The 17,314-nt window shown below is 71.8% G+C and carries 12 protein-coding genes and 1 pseudogene; 4 read left to right on the forward strand and 9 right to left on the reverse strand.

Features of this window, described 5'->3' with window-relative positions; genetic code table 11:
- Positions 1-85 precede the first annotated feature (85 nt).
- From purL to recQ, 3 genes are all read right to left on the reverse strand, one after another.
- Positions 86-2,311, reverse strand: a complete 2,226-nt coding sequence (gene purL / locus AAHG09_RS17860; protein ID WP_342108800.1) for a phosphoribosylformylglycinamidine synthase subunit PurL — start codon at positions 2,309-2,311, stop codon at positions 86-88.
- 203 nt (positions 2,312-2,514) lie between these two features.
- Positions 2,515-3,678: a hydrolase gene (locus AAHG09_RS17865; protein WP_342108801.1), complete on the reverse strand. Its 1,164-nt coding sequence runs from the start codon at positions 3,676-3,678 to the stop codon at positions 2,515-2,517.
- Between the two features lie 162 nt (positions 3,679-3,840).
- Entirely contained in the window at positions 3,841-5,679 is a 1,839-nt protein-coding gene (recQ, locus tag AAHG09_RS17870) for a DNA helicase RecQ (RefSeq protein ID WP_342108802.1), read from the reverse strand.
- Between the two features lie 81 nt (positions 5,680-5,760).
- Here recQ and AAHG09_RS17875 point away from each other — a divergent pair, with 81 nt between their 5' ends.
- Together AAHG09_RS17875 and AAHG09_RS17880 are read left to right on the forward strand one after the other, a co-directional pair.
- The gene (locus AAHG09_RS17875; RefSeq protein WP_342108803.1) at positions 5,761-6,000 is read left to right on the forward strand and encodes a type II toxin-antitoxin system VapB family antitoxin; all 240 of its coding nucleotides are present in this window, start codon (positions 5,761-5,763) and stop codon (positions 5,998-6,000) included.
- On the forward strand, positions 6,000-6,401 hold the full coding sequence (locus AAHG09_RS17880) for a type II toxin-antitoxin system VapC family toxin (RefSeq protein WP_342108804.1): 402 nt from the start codon (positions 6,000-6,002) through the stop codon (positions 6,399-6,401). Before AAHG09_RS17875 ends, AAHG09_RS17880 begins: the two co-directional genes overlap by 1 nt.
- 21 nt (positions 6,402-6,422) lie before the next feature.
- Here the strand turns inward: AAHG09_RS17880 and AAHG09_RS17885 are convergent.
- From AAHG09_RS17885 to AAHG09_RS17900, 4 genes and pseudogenes are all read right to left on the reverse strand, one after another.
- Positions 6,423-6,628, reverse strand: a pseudogene (locus AAHG09_RS17885) (mechanosensitive ion channel family protein); the annotation flags it as partial.
- 22 nt (positions 6,629-6,650) lie between these two features.
- On the reverse strand, positions 6,651-11,936 hold the full coding sequence (locus AAHG09_RS17890) for an alpha-2-macroglobulin family protein (protein WP_342108805.1): 5,286 nt from the start codon (positions 11,934-11,936) through the stop codon (positions 6,651-6,653).
- Between the two features lie 427 nt (positions 11,937-12,363).
- The gene (locus tag AAHG09_RS17895; RefSeq protein WP_342108806.1) at positions 12,364-12,663 is read right to left on the reverse strand and encodes an antibiotic biosynthesis monooxygenase family protein; all 300 of its coding nucleotides are present in this window, start codon (positions 12,661-12,663) and stop codon (positions 12,364-12,366) included.
- Between the two features lie 15 nt (positions 12,664-12,678).
- Positions 12,679-13,539: a Kdo hydroxylase family protein gene (locus tag AAHG09_RS17900; protein ID WP_342108807.1), complete on the reverse strand. Its 861-nt coding sequence runs from the start codon at positions 13,537-13,539 to the stop codon at positions 12,679-12,681.
- Positions 13,540-13,734: 195 nt separating this feature from the next.
- Here AAHG09_RS17900 and AAHG09_RS17905 point away from each other — a divergent pair, with 195 nt between their 5' ends.
- A complete protein-coding gene (locus AAHG09_RS17905; RefSeq protein ID WP_342108808.1) occupies positions 13,735-14,184 on the forward strand; it encodes an RNA polymerase subunit sigma-70 in 450 nt (149 codons plus the stop codon).
- A gap of 185 nt (positions 14,185-14,369) precedes the next feature.
- Here the strand turns inward: AAHG09_RS17905 and olsB are convergent, their stop codons facing one another.
- Positions 14,370-15,371 (reverse strand): l-ornithine N(alpha)-acyltransferase, encoded by a 1,002-nt coding sequence (olsB, locus tag AAHG09_RS17910; RefSeq protein WP_342108809.1) that lies wholly within the window; start codon positions 15,369-15,371, stop codon positions 14,370-14,372.
- 146 nt (positions 15,372-15,517) lie between these two features.
- Positions 15,518-16,000, reverse strand: a complete 483-nt coding sequence (locus AAHG09_RS17915; RefSeq protein ID WP_342108810.1) for an Hsp20 family protein — start codon at positions 15,998-16,000, stop codon at positions 15,518-15,520.
- Between the two features lie 194 nt (positions 16,001-16,194).
- Between AAHG09_RS17915 and AAHG09_RS17920 the strand changes: the two genes are divergently transcribed.
- The gene (locus AAHG09_RS17920) at positions 16,195-17,223 is read left to right on the forward strand and encodes an alpha/beta hydrolase (RefSeq protein WP_342108811.1); all 1,029 of its coding nucleotides are present in this window, start codon (positions 16,195-16,197) and stop codon (positions 17,221-17,223) included.
- Positions 17,224-17,314 lie beyond the last annotated feature (91 nt).

Genomic DNA, 17,314 nt, shown 5'->3' on the forward strand with positions numbered 1-17,314 from the left:
AGGTGGTCGCCGGCTTTCGGAAAAGATGATGCGAAAATAAAGATCTGTGGCATCGAACCGGATCCGGTCCGATGCCACAGGGGGCTCAGGCGGCGGGTGCGGCCGGCTGGCTCGCCATGTAGGCGGGCAGCCAGCCCTCGTGGGCGGCGGTCAGGTCGGCCAGCGATATGGTCTCGCCGCCCGGCAGGGTCAAACGGTCGGCGCCCGTGACGCCGATCGACGCCGCCGCCACGCCCTGGGCCGCCGCGGCCGAGAGGAGATCGGAGGCCGCCTCCGGCCGCACGGCCAGCAGGTAGCGGCCCTGATCCTCGCCGAACAGGTAGGCGTGGGGCGGCAGATCCACCGGCACGTCGGAGAGCGCCGCGCCGATCCGGCCCGCCATCGCCATCTCGGCGAGCGCGACGGCGAGGCCGCCATCCGCGAGGTCGTGGACCGTGTCGACGGTGCCGCCCTGGATCAGGCCCCGGACGAAGTCGCCGTTGCGGCGCTCCAGGGCGAGGTCCACGGGCGGCGGCGCGCCCTCCTCCCGACCCTCGATCACCGACAGGTAGGACGATTGGCCGAGCCAGCCCTCGCTCGCCCCGATCAGCACCAGCACGTCGCCGTCCCGCTTGAGGGCGATGGTGGCGTGGCGCGCCACGTCGTCGAGCACGCCGACGCCGCCGATGGTCGGGGTCGGCAGGATGCCGACGCCGTTGGTCTCGTTGTAGAGCGAGACGTTGCCCGACACGACCGGGAAGTCGAGCGCCCGGCAGGCCTCGCCGATCCCCTGGAGGCAGCCGACGAGCTGGCCCATCACCTCGGGTTTTTCCGGGTTGCCGAAGTTCAGGTTGTCGGTGATGGCGAGCGGCTTGGCGCCGACCGCCGTGATGTTGCGCCACGCCTCGGCGACCGCCTGCCGGCCGCCCTCGACCGGATCGGCCTCGCAGTAGCGCGGGGTCACGTCGCAGGTGAGCGCGAGGCCCTTCGGCCCGTCCTCGACCCGCACGATGGCGGCGTCGCCGCCGGGCTTCTGGACGATGTTGCCGAGGATGAAGTGGTCGTACTGCTCGAAGACCCAGCGCTTGGACGACAGGTCCGGGGAGCCGACGAGGCGCTTCAACGCGTCGGTCAGCGAGTCCGGGGCCGGCACCTCGGCGGCCGCGATCACCGGCTGGTGGGTGTTGGCCAGATGCGGCCGGTCGTAGAGCGGGGCCTCGTCGCCGAGCTCCTTGATCGGCAGGTCGGCCACGGTCTCGCCGTGCCACTTGATGACGAAGCGCAGCGTGTCGGTGGTCCGGCCGATCACCGCGAAGTCGAGGCCCCACTTCACGAAAATGGCTTCCGCCTCGGCCTCCATGCCGGGCTTGAGCACCATGAGCATGCGTTCCTGGCTCTCGGAGAGCATCATCTCGTAGGGGGTCATGCCCTCCTCGCGGGCCGGCACCTTGTCGATGTCGAGCTCGACGCCGAGGTCGCCCTTGGCGCCCATCTCCACCGCCGAGCAGGTCAGCCCCGCCGCGCCCATGTCCTGGATGGCGATCACCGCGCCCGAGGCCATCAGCTCCAGGCAGGCTTCGAGCAGCAGCTTCTCGGCGAAGGGATCGCCGACCTGCACGGTCGGGCGCTTCGACTCGGATTCCTCGTCGAACTCGGCCGACGCCATGGTGGCGCCGTGGATGCCGTCGCGGCCGGTCTTGGAGCCGAGATAGACGATCGGGTTCCCGATACCGGCGGCGGCCGCGTAGAAGATGCCGTCGGTGCGGGCGAGGCCGACCGCCATGGCGTTGACCAGGATGTTGCCGTCGTAGCGCTTGTGGAAGCCGGTCAGGCCCCCGACGGTCGGCACGCCGAAGGAATTGCCGTAGCCGCCGACGCCCGCGACCACGCCCGAGACGAGGGCGCGGGTGCGCGGGTGGTCGGGGGAGCCGAAGCGCAGGGCGTTGAGCGCCGCGATCGGCCGCGCGCCCATGGTGAAGACGTCGCGCAGGATGCCGCCCACCCCCGTCGCCGCGCCCTGGTAGGGCTCGATGTAGCTCGGGTGGTTGTGGCTCTCCATCTTGAACACGCAGGCGTGGCCGTCGCCGATGTCGATGACGCCCGCGTTCTCGCCCGGCCCCTGGATCACCCACGGCGCCGAGGTCGGCAGCCCGCGCAGGTGCTTGCGGGAGGACTTGTAGGAACAATGCTCGTTCCACATCGCCGAGACGATGCCGAGTTCGGTCAGCGTCGGGTCGCGCCCGATCAGGCCGCGGAAGCGTTCGTACTCGTCCGGTGTCAGGCCATGCTGGGCCACGAGCTCGGGGGTGATCGGAACGTCGTTGCGGAACATGCGGCGGTCTCGGCAAAAAGCGGCCCGTCCCGGAGGACGCGAGCCGCGGCGAGCCCGGACCGGGCCGGGATCGAGGTTGCCCCGGCTCTAGAGCGGAAGCGCCCGCCCTGGCAACATCCGCCGGTATTCCGGCGCGGGGGCTCCCCAGCTGCGACGCAGGACGCCCGGCCCCGCAACCGGAGGCAGGGCCTCGATCTGGCCGGTCAGCGGCCGGGCCGGCAGGCCGACTCCAGGGCGTCGTCGCCCTTCCGGGCCGCGGATGCGAGGGCGTGGACCGGTTCGGGCCCGGTCATCAGGTCGAGATAGTCGAAGCCCTGCGTGCTCTGGCTCGCCATGAGCAGCTGGAAATGCATCTGGAACAGGTTCCACTGGCGTCGGCGGACATCGGAGCCCGTGATCAGATCGTTGATCATCACCCCGAGCACGGCCGGGCGTTCGAGGTCCGGCGGGGTGAGCGCGCAGGCGGCCAGGGGGTTCTGACCGTGGATCGACAGCCAGTCCCACGGGGCGCGCACGTCGATCCAGCCGATCTGTCGCGCCCGGCCGAAGCGCAGGAGCGCGTCGCGGAAGCTTTTGGCGGCGCGGTCCAGGCCGAGCCAGGGGATGACGCTGCCGATGCTCACGAACGTGACCGGCGTCCCGCGGGTGCCGAAGCCGGGATCCTGGCTGAGCACCCGGTCCAGCACCTCGATCCCGAGGAAGCTCGACGAGGAATGCCCGACCACCACCACCTCGTCGGCCTCGCCCGCGGCGGCGCGGATGCGGTCCGCGAAGGCGTCGAGACGGGTGGCGACTTCGGGCGCCCGACCGGCCGCGTAGGCGTGGGTGAAGGCGGTGTCGTCCACGAGGTGGGAGACGTAGAGGGGCTTGCCGCGGGTCACCCGCATCAGCCCGGCCAGGATCGCGTAGGCGAGCGGCGGCACCGCCAGCCAGGGCCAGGGCTGCAGCACGGCCGGCGCCAGGGCGGCGAGGCTCCCCGCGACGGCGAGGCTGAGGCCGATCAGCATGAGATAGATCACGTGGACGCCGAAGATCACCGTGGAGAAGCGCCAGCCCTCCCGGCGCAGGTCGGCCGCGTAGCCGGAGCGCCACAGCCGCCAGAGCAGGGTCGGTACGCCCCGGAGGCGCGCCCAGCCGGATTGCGGGAAGCGCGCGCGGACGATGTCCTCCCAGCGCAGGAGGGCGTAGCGCGTGGCGACGCCGCGCGACCGCACGGTCCAGGCGAGTTCGAGCCCATCGGCCGAGCGGACCGGATCGTCCACCACGATGGCCTCGCCGCGCCGGGACGCGGTGAGGCGCGCCTCGCGGCGGAACAGGCCCCAGTAGACCTCGGGCTCCCGCGGATCGAAGCCCGGCAGATAGAACACGATGCGTGAGGTCAGGGGCCGCGACCGGACGGCGCCGGTTCGGGGTGCGCTCTCGTCCGGACGGTCCTGGGTCGGGGTCTCGGCGGCGGGTGCGGAAACGGAAATGACGGGTCCGATCGATTCGGGTGAGGGCGCCCTCCCTACACGAACTGGCCCGCCGGTTCACGGGGCCGTGGGATGCGCCAGGAACTCCGCGATCGCCGCCACGAACCGCTCGCCGTAGGCCTCGCGCTTGCGCTCGCCGACCCCGTGGACCGTGCGCAGGGCCCAGAGATCGACGGGCTTCTGCCGGGCCATCTCGATCAGGGTGCGGTCGGGAAACACCATGAAGGCGGCGATCCCCTCGGCCCGGGCGAGGGTCGCGCGCAGGCCGCGCAGGTGCTGGAACAGGGCCTCGTCGGTCTCCGACAGGGTGATCTCCCCGTCCTCCCGGGGCGCGGCGCGGCGGCGCTCGCGGGGCTCCGCCTTCTCCGGGTCGGGCCGGAGCTGGACCGGCTCCCGCCCGTACAGGATCGCCTCGCCCTTCTGGGTCATCGACAGGCCGCCGTAGCCGTCGGCATTCTCGGCGATCGCCCCGGCGGCGAAGAGCTGGCGCAGGATCGCCCGCCACGCCGCCACCGGCTTGTCGGCACCGACCCCGAAGGTCTTGAGGCTCGTGTGGCCGTTGCGCCGGATCGGCTCGCTTTCCTTGCCGTGGACGAGGTCGCAGATATAGGCCGCGCCGAAGCGCTGCCCGGTGCGCACGATCGCCGAGAGGATCTTCTGGGCCGGGACGGTGCCGTCCACCAGGGTGACGCCGCCGCGGCACAGGTCGCAGCGGCCGCAGGGCTCGCTGATCTCGCCGAAATACGCGAGCAGCGACTGGCGCCGGCAGGTGGCGCCCTCGCACAGGGTGATCATCGCCTCGAGCTTGCGGCGCTCGACCCGGCGGCGCTCGTCGGAGATCTCCTTCTCGTCGATCTGGCGGCGGCGCAAAGCCATATCGTCGAGGCCGTAGAGGGTCAGCGTGTCGGCCGGCAGCCCGTCGCGGCCGGCGCGGCCGATCTCCTGATAGTAGCCCTCGACGTTGTTGGGCATGTCGGCGTGGCAGACGAAGCGCACGTCCGGCTTGTTGATGCCCATGCCGAAGGCGATCGTGGCGGTCATCACCACCCCGTCCTCCTGCAGGAACCGGTCCTGGTTCCGCATGCGCGTCGCCTGGTCCAGGCCGGCATGGTAGGGCAGCGCGTCGAACCCGTCCTTCTTGAGGGTCTCCGCCAGCTGCTCGGTGCGCTTGCGCGACGAGCAGTAGATGATCCCGCTCTCCGCCCGCCGGTGCTTCAGGAAGCGCTCGATCTGCCGGGCCGGGTTGTCCTTGGGCTGGAAGGTCAGCCGGATGTTCGGCCGGTCGAAGGAATGGACGAAGATCTTCGGCGGCCGGCCCTGCGGGAAGAGGCGCTCGGCGATCTCGGCGCGGGTCGCGGCGTCGGCGGTTGCGGTGAGCGCGAGCGTCTGGACGTTGCCCAGCGTCGTCCGGGCGCGGGCGATCTCCCGGTACTCGGGGCGGAAATCGTGGCCCCATTGCGAGACGCAATGGGCCTCGTCCACCGCCAGCCGCCGGACGCCGGCGCCGCGCAGGGCTTCGATGCAGCCCTCCATCAGCAGGCGCTCGGGGGAGACGAACAGGAGCCGCAGCTCGCCGGAGCGCAGCATCCGCCACGTCTCGCGCGAGTCGGATTCCGACACGCTCGAGTTGAGGGTCGCGGCCTCGACGCCGACGCTCCGCATCTGCTGCACCTGATCGTGCATCAGCGCGATCAGCGGCGAGACCACCACGGTCAGCCCCGGATCGACGAGCGCAGGGAGCTGATACGTCATCGACTTGCCCGAGCCCGTGGGCATCACGGCGAACACGTCGGCGCCGTCCAGCACCGCGCCGATCACCTCGTCCTGCCCGGGCCGGAAATCCTCGTAGCCGAATGTCTTTTTCAGTGCGGCGCGGGCCTCGTCGAGGCGGGTCATCGGGATCCTTGGTCGGGGTACGGGCCGCTTGCGGCGTCTGCGTGTAGACACTAACCTTCGTGTGTCTACACGGAGGTCACCATGCCGCTCAACATCCGCAGCGAAGAGGTGAATCGACTCGCCGAGACGCTGGCATCGAAGGCCGGCGTGAGCAAGACCGAGGCGGTGCGACTCGCGCTAGTGAACGAGTTGGGTCGCCGCGAGGAGTCGCTGACGGATTTCCTCGCGAAGATCAAACCACTCCAAGATAAGCTGGCTGCCTACCCGGCGACGGGGCTCAAGGCCGACAAGGCGTTTTACGACAGCCTCTACGAAGACTGATGTTTGTCGATGCCTCGGCGATCGTCGCAATCCTGTGCCGCGAGGAGGGGTACGAACAGGTGGCGGATCGTCTTCGCCAAGCCCCACGGCGTTTGACGAGTGCCCTCGCCCTGTTCGAGGCCATCCTGGCGGTGGCCCGCATCCAGTCGGCGTCGCCTGAAGCCGCCGAGGGCATCGTGAACAGCTTCCTTCAGAAGGTTGATATCGCGCTGGTTTCCCTTGGCATTGCAGAAATCCGCATCGCCGTTGCGGCACACGCCCGCTATGGCAAGGGCCGTCATCCGGCCCGCCTGAACCTCGGCGACTGCTTCGCGTATGCCTGCGCGAAGGTCCACGGGGTGCCGCTGCTCTATGTCGGCCACGATTTCCCGCAGACCGATATTCCCTCGGCCCTCGCCTGAGCGTCCGGTCGCGCCAAACGCTTACGCCGCGAACCGCCGCTCCTCCGCCCGCCGCAGGGATGGCTCCTCGGCCCCGACCCACGCGGTGCGGTGCCATGGCAGGGCCTCCGGGTGCTCGGCTTGAAGCCCCGTGACCATCGCCTCACGGACCACCCAGCGCAGGTCCCAGGCCTGGGGCGCGTTGCGGGCACGCTCACCAGCATCCGGATCTCGATGGTCAATGTCTTGCCGCCGAAGGACCCCTGCGCCCTACTTCGCCGCCCCGACCGTCACGCTCCCGGTGGCGGTCCGGCCGAAGCGCGCCGGCCGGTACATGTCCTCCACGGTGGCGCCGGGATGCACGTAGGTGCCGGGCGAGACCGCCCGCACCGTGTAGGCCACGGTGAAGAAGGCCGACTGGCTCGGGTCGCGGTCGTAGGCCGCCACGAACCGGTCGTCGCGGAACTCGGTATGGACCGGCTGCACGTCCGACTTGGCGAAGGCGAGGGCCTGAAGCACGTCGGCGTCCAGCAGCTTCGGGTTGTCGATCTCGAGCCCCGCCGGCAGGGGATCGACCAGCAGGAGCCGCGCGGCCTCCGCCTTGGCCTCGGTGACCTTCAGCACCACCACAAGCCGGTCGTTCTGGCGCAGGCCCGCCGCCGGATCGACGAGGCTGCCGTCGAGGCGATGGAAGCTCCGCTCCACCGTGTAGCCCTGCGCGGTCGCCGGCTCCGGCGCCAGGGGGTTGCCGTTGACGCTCACCGCCACCTGCACCGGTCCCCGGCCGGTATTGACCAGCTGCACGCCCCGCTCCGCCAGGCGCGCCTCCCGGTAGACCCGGGCGAGCGTCCCGGTCTGCGGCGCGCCGTCGAGGTTGAACGACAGGGCGTCGGCCTCCTTGGACAGGCTCTCGGCGGCCAGCACCATCCAGGCATTCTCCTGCGTGCTCGTCGCCCGCTCGGTCTGCTGCTCCTCGCCGAAGACCGCGGCGACCGGGCCCAGGGCGCCCTGGGCCAGCCCGCTCTCGGCCGCCAGGGTGATCAGCCCGGCGCCGTCGCGCAGGCGGGAGCCGTAATCGGCCCGGTACAAGCCCCTGTCGCGCTCAGCCCGCAGCGCGGTGAGCGCCGACTCCATCGCCTTGGCGGCCCGGCCGCGGTCGCCCAGAAGCGCGAGCGCTGCCGCGAGCTGGGCCCGCCCGAGCGCCGAGGAGAAGTCGGTGAGCTTGGTGTCGGCGAGGTAGCGCAGGTCGCCCATGACCGGCCGGCCGTTCCGGGCGAGCACGTAGGCCGCGTAGGCCAGATCCGCGCCGCCATTGCGCACCTCGGCGGCGTTGGCCACCGCGTTGCGCAGGTAGTCGAGGGCCTGGGCGAAGGCCTTCTGCGGTACCGCGAAGCCGCGCTCCCGGGCCCGGGTGAGGAAGTCGGTCACGTAGGCGTCGAGCCACAGGTCGCTCGACCCCTGCGCCGACCACAACCCGAAATCGCCGCTCGAATCCTGGCGGGCGAGCAGCCGCTCGATCGACTCACGCACGCGGTCGTCCGCGCCCGCGTCGAGGGCGAGCTTTTCCAGGCTCGCGAGCTTGTTGACGTAGAGCAGCGGCATCGCCCGGCTCACCACCTGCTCGGAGCAGCCGTAGGGGTAGCGGTCGAGGGCCTGGAGCAGGGCTGCCACGTCGAGGCCCGGCAGGGGCGTGACCGAGAGCGAGACGCTGCCGGTGCCGGGGAGCAGGTCGGCGATGAGGTCCGACGAGAGCGTCAGCGCGGCCCCGGGGGCGAGGCTGCGCACGGACCGGCGCAGCAGGGTCCCGGTCCCGGGTGCGATCCCGAGGGCGAAGCTCTGGTTCAGCGGGGCCGACAGGCCGGGGCCCGACAGGGCGAGGTCGAGCCGGGCCGTGCCCGGCCCCGCCGCACTGAGCGGGATCGCGAACTGGCCCTTGGCGCCCGCCTCCAGCCGGAACGTCTGCCGCAGGGCGCCAGCGCCGACCACGACCGGCCCGGACGGACTCAGATCGACCGTGTAGTCGCCCGCCTGCCCCTCGACGTTGTCGAGGGCCACGAACAGGCGCGAGCGATCGCCGGTATCGAGGAAGCGCGGCAGCGTGGCGCTGAGCACGACGGGATCGCGGATGATCACGTCGGCCTGGGCTTGGCCCACCCGGTCGCCGCTCCAGGCGGTGACCATCACGCGGCCGGTGCCGTTGAAGGCGGGAATCGGGAAGGTGACGCTCGCCGCGCCGTCCGGCCCCACGGTCACGATGCCGGAATAGAGCGCGAGCGGCGCCTGGGTCGGGGGTGAATCCGCCAGTTCGCCGCCGCCCGCGTCGCCGCCGGAGCGGATCGCGCCCACGGAGCCCTGCATGCCGTCGATCAGGTAGCCGTAGAGATCGCGGAGTTCCGGCCCGAGTGCCCTCTGGCCGAGGAAGTACTGGGTCGGGTCCGGTGCCGCGTAGCGGGTGAGATTGAGGATGCCGACATCGACCAGCGCCACGGTGATCCGCGCCGGCGCGCCGGATTTCTGTCCGGTGAGCTGGATCGGCAGGGTCAGGTCCTGGCGCGGGCGCGCCCGCTCCGGCGCCGTCACGGCGACGCCGAGGCCGCGCGTCTCCCGATCGACCGAGAACCACGCCAGACCGAGCGCCCGGCCCGGCAGGCGCTTGGCCGCCTGATCGAGGGGCCGGTAGGCGGTGGCGATCAGGTAGGCGCCGGCCCCCCATTCGGCCTTGACCGGCAGGCTCACGGTGGTGCCGCCCTCGGGCACGCTGACCTCCAGGGTCTCGTGCACCCGGTCGCTGACCACCATCAGGCTCGCCTGACCCTTGAACTTCGGGCTGAGCTTGGCCCGCAGGGTATCGCCGGCCGCATAGGCGGGCTTGTCGAGGGTCAGGTCGAGGAGGTCCGGCGCCTCCGCCGTCTGGGACCCGCCCCAGCCGACATCGAAGCCGAGGCTGGCGCTCGCCTCCGGGATGCCCGGGGCCGAGACGTCGAGCCGGTAGCGGCCGAGCCCCACCGGCGCCTCGATCCGGCTCGGGCCCCCGGCCCGGAGATCGACCGTGCCGCCGGCCACGCGCTTGGTCGTCTTCACCGGCTCGAACGACCAGCGCCCGTCCGCCCGGTACCATTGGTAGGCGGACTCGATCCGCGACAGGGTCCAGCTCACCCCCGGCCGGGCGAGGAGCGCGCCCTCGGGACTCGCCAGCACCACGTCGAAGCCCGCGATCCCGCCGTCCTGGAGGTCCGCAAAGCCCTTGCGCAGGGCTAGCACCGGGCCGGCGGGGAGGATCGGCAGGGTCAGGCTGCGCGACAGGGCCCGCCCGCCCGGCTCGCCGACCGCCAGCGTGATCTTCGCCTCAAGCGCCCGCGGCACCGCGACCTGGGGTATCGGGACCGTGACGGCGGCGCCACCCTGCGCATTCGTGGTCGCGTGCTCCTGAAGCTCCTGGGTTGCCGGCTCCACCGCCTCGTCGTCGAGGCCGATGCTGTAGCCGTCCAGCCCCTTGATGCCGCTCGTGGCGGCCGCCTGCACGGTGACGCTGCCGGACACGTCGAGATCCGCCCCCGGGGCGCCGTAGAGGTAGCGGGCGGCGACATCGACCTGCGCGGCCTCGCCCCGGTGGAGCGCCGCCTGCCGGGGCTTTAGGTTCACCTCCAGCCGCTCGGGGACGTAATCCTCCACGAGGAAGCTGGTCTCGCCGATCGCCAGCGCCTTCGGGTCGGTATAGGCCGAGACCCGCCACGTCCCGTGCATCGAGCCGGACAGGAGCGGCAGCGGCAGGGCCCGGCCGCCGAGGCCCTGGTCGGGCACCGAGACGCGCCGGTACTCGACGCCGTCCGGCCGCTTCACCACGAGGGTCAGCGGCAGGTCCGGCACCGCCGTGCCGGCCGCGTCGCGCAGCAGGGCGGTGAGCTGGACGGTCTCCCCCGAGCGGTAGACCCCGCGCTCCGGGAACAGGTAGGCGTCGAGCCCGCCGGTCTCGGGCCGGCCCTTCACGCCGCGGTCGGTGAGGTCGAAGGCGCCGAGGTTGAGATCGAGGAAGCCGTAATCGCTCCCCGCCTGGGCCACCACGAGGCTCGGTGCCAGACCGCCCTCCCCGCGGGCGAGGCCCGGATCGAAGGCGGCGTGTCCGTTCGCGTCCGTGGTGCGCGTGCCCAGCACCTCGTTGTTGCGGGCGACGAGGCGGATCTCGGCGCCCGCCATCACCTGCGCGGAGGCCAGCGAGCGCAGGACCACGTGGACCCCGTCCCGTCCCTTCGTGGCGGTGAGCCCGAGGTCCGAGACCACGAACCATTGCGTCGCCTGGGTGTCGTAATCCGCGTCGTCGGAGGCCGTGCCGGAGGGCCGGGCCAGCAGCACGTAGATCCCGGGCTCCAGCTTGCCCACCGCCTGCAGGACCGGGAAGGCGGTGACCGCCTCCTGGTTCAGCTCGGCCCTGGCGGTGTCGAGGGTGCCCTTCCAGACCCGCACGCCCTTCTCGGCCGCGATCGTCCGGGCGGTGGCGCCGCTGAGCTGGCCCAGGAAGTCCTCGGAGCGCAGGGTCGGCAGCAGGCCGCGGTCGCCGATCCGCAGCACCTCGACGTCGAGCTTCGGCGCGTTCACCGAGACCAGGGGCACCCCCGCCTGTCCGGTGCGGGGCAGGACGTAGTTGCGCCCGGTGGCGCGCACCTGCGGGGTGCGGTCGCGGACGTAGATCTCGTAATCGGCGGATTTGAGCAGGCTCTCGCCCACCGCGGAGGGCAGGCCCTGGCGCAGGACGATGGCGTAGCGCCCGCCATGCCTCAGCCCGTCGACGCAGACCTGGGACCCCTCCCCGGTCACCGCCGCGGCGCTTGAGCCCGACACGGCCACGAAGGGCGCGTAGTCGGTCTTGGGCACCACCGCTTCCGAGAGGGTGAAGCAGGCGCGCGGGGCGGCCGCGTCGGAATCGACCTTGTAGCCGAGGATGCGGAAGCCGTGCTCGGCCCGCAGCGCCTCGTAGGTCTCCCGGACGCCCTCGTCCTCGTCGAGGGCGAGGCTCGCCGCGTAGGCGTCGAGGGCGGGGCGCCAGGATTCCTGCTCGGCCTCGTCCGTCGCCAGCATCGCCAGCGCCGCCGCAGCGTCGGGGGCGGTGCCGGCACGCTCGTAGGCACGATAGGCGGCCGCCGCGACCCGCTCGCGCAGGCGCGCCCGGCCCCGGTAATCGTTCTGTTCGAGAAGGCCCTTCGCCGCCGAGGCCGCGCGGGCATAGGTCTGCCAGTTGCGGATGTCGGCCGGGTCGGCCGCCACCGCGGCGGCGAGCGGGGCGAGCGCCTGATCCGGCCTGTTGGCGGCGAGCAGCGTCTGCCCGGCGGTGCGGGACTGGGCCGCCGGCCGGAGCGCCGTGCCGGCCTCGGCCTTGAGGGCCCCTTCGAGGCGGATTGCCGCGCTGGCGAGGTCGTCCCGGACGAAGGTCCTGGCGAACGGGGCCGGCGCGGTCGCGGCCGGCCGCGGGGCGGTGCGGGGCGCGGTCTGGGCGATAGCCGATCCGCCGAGGGCGCATCCGAGCAGCGCCAAGGCACCCGCGAGCCGTCCGAGCCGCGCCATCAGCCTGTTCCCCGCATGCCGAAACCCGATGATTCGCGTCGGGGCCGGTCGCACGGGAGCCTAGCACCGGCGGCGGCGGCCGCAACGCCGGCCGCTTCGAGGGGGGCCTGGGGGCGGAGGCGAGGCGTCGCGCCGGTCTTTACGGCTCTCGTCTTCAGGAGGCGGCCCCTTCCCGGGCGCATACCGCGAGAGCAGACTGCCACCCGGGATCCAGCACACGAGGTCGCCAAGCGTCGATCCGAATCGACCTGTGCCGCTTGCGCGGCGCTTTGCGTGCCGGGTCCCGGATCAGATTCCGCTTCGCTTTACCTGTCCGGGAGAGGGGTGTGTCATCACCCAGGCGCGTCGATCTCGCGTCACGCCTTGCGCCAAACACCTGAAAGGCCCGACCGCAACGCTGCGGATCGATGCCTGTCGGCGGTTCGGCTCAGAACGCCTTCAGCACCTGCTCGGCGTGCTCCACCGACACCGGGCCGGCGAAGCAATGCGAGACCAGGGCGCGGTAATCCTGCCAGGGCTGCGAGCCGGTGAAGTCCTTGGTGTGGGCCTCCAGCGTGTCCCAGTGGATCAGCAGCCGGTAGCGCTGCGGATGCTCGATCGAGCGCCGGACCTCGAAGTGCCGGCAGCCCTTGGCCTCCTTGAAGATCGCCGAGGCCTTCGTGATGCCGGCCTCGAACTCGGCCTCCAGGCCGGGCTTGATCTCGATCTGCGCGATTTCGAGGATCATGGTCTGACGTGCCTTTCAGGTCCGGAGGGGACGGCCGAGCTTGGCCGCCAGGATGCGGTGGGGACTCAGGGACGGGTCGGCCTGGGCGGCGACCGGCAGGTAGGCGGTCTGCTCCAGCATGTAGCGGCCGCCCATCGCCCCGTGCATCACGAGGTCGGAGAAGGTCACCCAGGTGTCGCCGGGGCGGAACTCCACGTCGGCCTGGGGGGCCGAGGCCTGATAGGTCTCGTCCTGCTTGAGGGCGTCGTGCAGGTGCAGCATCAGGTGGTCGTATTCCGAGCGCTTCGCCTTGGTGACGCGCAAGGCCGCCAGGAGCCGCGCCGAGAGCGGCGAATAGCCCGGCAGGCGCGGCAGGAATTTCTCCGCCATCGCGCCGAAATCCTCGCCGACCCGCCAGCGCCGCGGCTCCCCCGCCGGGTTGATGTTGCGGAACACGCGCAGGATCCGCTTCTCGCCGATCGGGTTCGACGGGAAGGCGTCGACGTGCAGCCGCGTGTCGTCGCGCCGCCAGCTCAGCTTGCGCTGGTCGACGTCGAAGGGGCGATACGAGGTGCCGGCGAGGCTGACCCGGTCGGCATAGGCGGGCAGGTAGGTGCCGATCAGGTCCCGGGCGAAGGCGCGATAGCGGATCAGGAGCTGGCGCAGGGCCTCCTGCTCCTCCGGGGTGCCGGCGGCGCCGCGCAGGGGCGCCGCCTCGCCGCGGATGTTGACGTTCTTGGCCTTGCCGTCCGCGAAGGGCCGCTCGGTGAAGCGGCGCTCGAACGCCGTGAACGGGAACGGCAGGTCGGGGAACAGCAGCACCGCCCCGGCCTCCAGCTCCCGGGCCAGGGAGCCGGGCGTCTCGCCGGCAGAAACTCTGCGGATCGGACTGATCATCGTGCCGGGCTGACCCTGCCGTGTCGGATGCCGATCGCTGTAGCGGAGCGGCCGCGGGGAGGCCAGAGCCCGCATTTCCGGTGGATGACCCGGGACCATCGTGGGGACTGGTCCGGCCCGCCTTGCGAAACCCCGCCGTTCCCGCCACGTTCTCCGGGACATGACCGGCTCTAGACCCGGCGGAGGATGGCGCCGATGGCGACCCTGAAGGAATTCGAGGAAGCCCTGCGCGAGCACGGCATGAACATGGCGCTGGCGCTCCTCGAGCGCCTGCGCGAGCGCGACCGCGCGACCCGCACGGTCAAGCCGGCCCGGCGGCTCACCGGCCAGAAGATGACCCCCGAACTCGCCCGGTCGATCCTGGACCTGCACGCCACGACCGGCATGACCCAGCAGGAGATCGCCTTCAAGGTCGGGGTGAATCAGGGCCGGGTGAACGAGGTGATCAAGCGCGGCAAGTGGCTGACCGACGATCCGACCGCCCCCGAGGCGGTCGCCCGCGACAAGGCGGTCGCCCGGATGCGCGGCGACCCGAAGCCGAAGAAGCCGCCCGTCGCGCGGGCCGCCGCCAGCCGACCCAAGGAGCGCAAGGCCGCGCCGCCGAAGGCACGCAACCAGGGGCAGCTGGCGCTGGGGGACCTGTAGGAGGCGTCCGAGGGGGCATTTCCCTTTCCCACCCCCTCCCCTCATCCTGAGGTGACTGCGAAGCGGGCCTCGAAGGAGGGCTCCAGCCAGCCGCGCGATTTCTGGAGGGCTTCTTCGAGGCCTCCGCTCCGGCACCTCAGGATGAGGTGGTTTGATGGAATGACGGTCCCGGGGCGCGCGCCCGCTCACCCCGCCGGCGCGAAATGCCCCCGGTAGCGCGCAGCGATCACCTCCACCGGCAGCGTCACGAACACGTCCGTCGTGCCGAACTGCCGGTCGATCACCGCGCCCTCGCCGAAGGTCGCGCCGAGGCGCAGGTAGCCCTTGATCAGGGGCGGCAGCGCCTGCAGGGCGGCCTTCGGATCCACCGCCTCCTTCGGCAGCCGGTCCATCGCGACCGCGCGCTCCGGCAGCGGGCGGACCCGCCATCCCTCGGGGGCGCGGGCATGGTGGTGCAGGAAGGCCAGCGGCAGCGCCAGCCGGTCCGGATCGGTGCCCTCCAGGCTGGCGCAGCCGATCAGCGCGTCGATCCGGTGGTGCAGGACGTAGGCGTAGATCCCCTGCCACAGGAGCTCCACGGTCCGCTTGCTCCGGTAGGGCTTGAGCACGCAGGAGCGGCCCAATTCCAGGATCCGCCGGTGTCCCTGCGCGGCGAGCAGCGGCGCGAGGTCGTACTCGCTCTCGGAGTAGAAGCCGGCGTGGCGCTCGGCCACGTCGCTGCGCAGCAGGCGGTAGGTTCCGACGACCTTCGGGCGGGGCTTGGCGAAGGGCTTCTTCCGCTTGGGCGGCGTGTGATCGAGGACGAGGAGGTGGTCGCAGAGCGCGTCGTAGCCGTCGACGTCCCGGCGCGACAGGGCCGTGAGCCCGGAGGGCACCGCCGACATCTCCTCGTAGAACACCTTGTAGCGCAGGCGCTGCGCCCGGCGGATCTCGGATTTCTTCCGGGCCAGCCGCACTTCGAGGTTGCCGATGCGGCCGAGGCTGCGTCCCTCGAACGGCTCGGGCAGGCGGATCGCCCGTGCGTCCGAGAGCACGTCGGCGATGCCGGTCGGGCCGCTTTCGAGGGCGCGGAGATGCGCGTGGCGGCGGCGCAGCTTCGCGATCGGCGCGCCGACGCCCCATTGCACGCCCTTGTGCCAGCCGGCACCGAGCGCGCTGTAGGCTCCGCGGGCGAGATTGGCGACCATGATCCGGTTCACTCCGGGTGCGTCGTGCAGTGTCCCATCGGAAACAGAGCACGACGTGGACACGCCATTATGACAGCCGCCACACGAAAGCGCCCCGGCCAGGGGCCGGGGCGCTCTTGAACGGTCGCGGGGCGCAGGCGGCGCGCTCAGGCGGCCTGCTGGACCGAGTCATTGCGGACGTCACCCTCGATCACCGGGGCGCCGGCGCGGCCCGCCGTGGCGATCTGGATGCGGCGCGGCTTCTTCGCCTCCGGCACCTCGCGGACGAGGTCGATGTGGAGGAGGCCGTTCTCCAGGGCCGCACCCGTCACCTGGACGTGGTCGGCGAGCTGGAAGCGGCGCTCGAAGGCGCGGGCCGCGATGCCCTGATGCAGGAACTCGGCCTTGCCTTCGGCCTTGCGCTCGCCCTTCAGCGTGAGCGCGTTCTCCCGCACCTCGATCGACAGGTCGGCCTCGGTGAAGCCGGCGACCGCGACGGTGATGCGGTAGGCGTTCTCGCCGGTCCGCTCGATGTTGTAGGGCGGGTAGGTGGGCGCAGCCTCTGCGCTAGCGAACTGGTCGAGCGCGGAAAACAGCCGGTCGAAGCCGACGGTCGAACGGTAGAGGGGCGCGAGATCGAACTGACGCATGACATATCCTCGTGTGAGCAACATGCAACTCCGGTCCGCCCCGAGGGGCCGGACCCGTCTTTCGTGCCGCCTGACGGCCGGCACGGACACGATATCGGAGGGGGAAAATCGGCGTTCAAGACCCCCGGCCGGAGGGAAAAGCGAGATTTTTTCGCTACGCTCGGCCGGTGCGTGGCTTTGCGTCAGGGGGGTCCATGGGACGGTTCGAGGGGAAGGCCGGGGGTGAGCCGCTGCTGACCCTGCGCGACACGCCCGACAATCCGGTCCCGCCCGGCGGAACCCTGATCGCGGTGGGCACGCGGGACGATTGCACCCTGCGGGCGGCTTACTGGCAGGCGACGACGCGCACCTGCCGGGGCACGGTCTGCCTGCTCCAGGGGCGGGCCGAGTTCATCGAGAAGTACTACGAGACGATCGGCGACCTGCGCGCCCGGGGCTTCGCGGTGGTCGCCTTCGACTGGCGCGGCCAGGGCGAATCGGACCGGCGGGTAGACGATCCCCACAAGGGCCATGTCGCCCGGTACGACGATTACCGGCTCGACCTGCGGGCCGTGGCCGAGACCGTGCTGATGCCGCTGATGCCGGAGCCGCATGTCGGGCTCGCCCACTCGATGGGCGGATGCATCGCGCTCATCGGGGCCCTCGACGGCTGGCTGCCGTTCCAGCGCCTCGTGACGGTGGCGCCGATGCTGTCGATCCGGATGATCCGCTGGCCGGCCGGGGCGTCCCTGCTGTCGCGGGGGCTGGACCGGCTCGGGCTGGGGAGCCGCTACATCCCGTTCGGGAAGCCGGTCTCGATCGCCACCAACCCCTATCCGGGCAACCGCCTGACGCGGGACCCCGTCCGCTACGCCCGCAACGCCGCGGCGGCCCGGCAGGTCGGCGCCGGCGCGGTCGGCGACCCGACGATCGCGTGGCTCGCCGAGTCGTTCCGGGCGATGGCGCGCCTGCGCGATCCGCGGGCGGCCCCGCGCATCACCCTGCCGACCCTGATCCTCGCCGCAGGCACCGACCCGGTCTGCGGCACCCCCGACACCGAGCGCTTCGCGGCGCGGCTCAAGGCCGGGCACATCCTGGTGCTGCCCGATTCGCGCCACGAGATCCTGTCCGAGCGCGAGGCGATCCGGCAGGATTTCTGGGCGGCCTTCGAGGCCTTCGTGCCGGGCTCACCCCTGCCCTCCCACGCGGAGGTCGCCACGCACGCCGCGGTGCCGGTGGCCTGACGGGTTTCGAAAGGGCTCAGCCCTTTCGCGGGTGCAGGGCGGAGCCCGCTGGGTTCGGGCGAAGCCCGACATCGGGGCTCCGCCCCGATAC

This window comes from Methylobacterium guangdongense (genome assembly GCF_038442355.1).
In the GTDB taxonomy this organism is placed as follows: domain Bacteria; phylum Pseudomonadota; class Alphaproteobacteria; order Rhizobiales; family Beijerinckiaceae; genus Methylobacterium; species Methylobacterium guangdongense.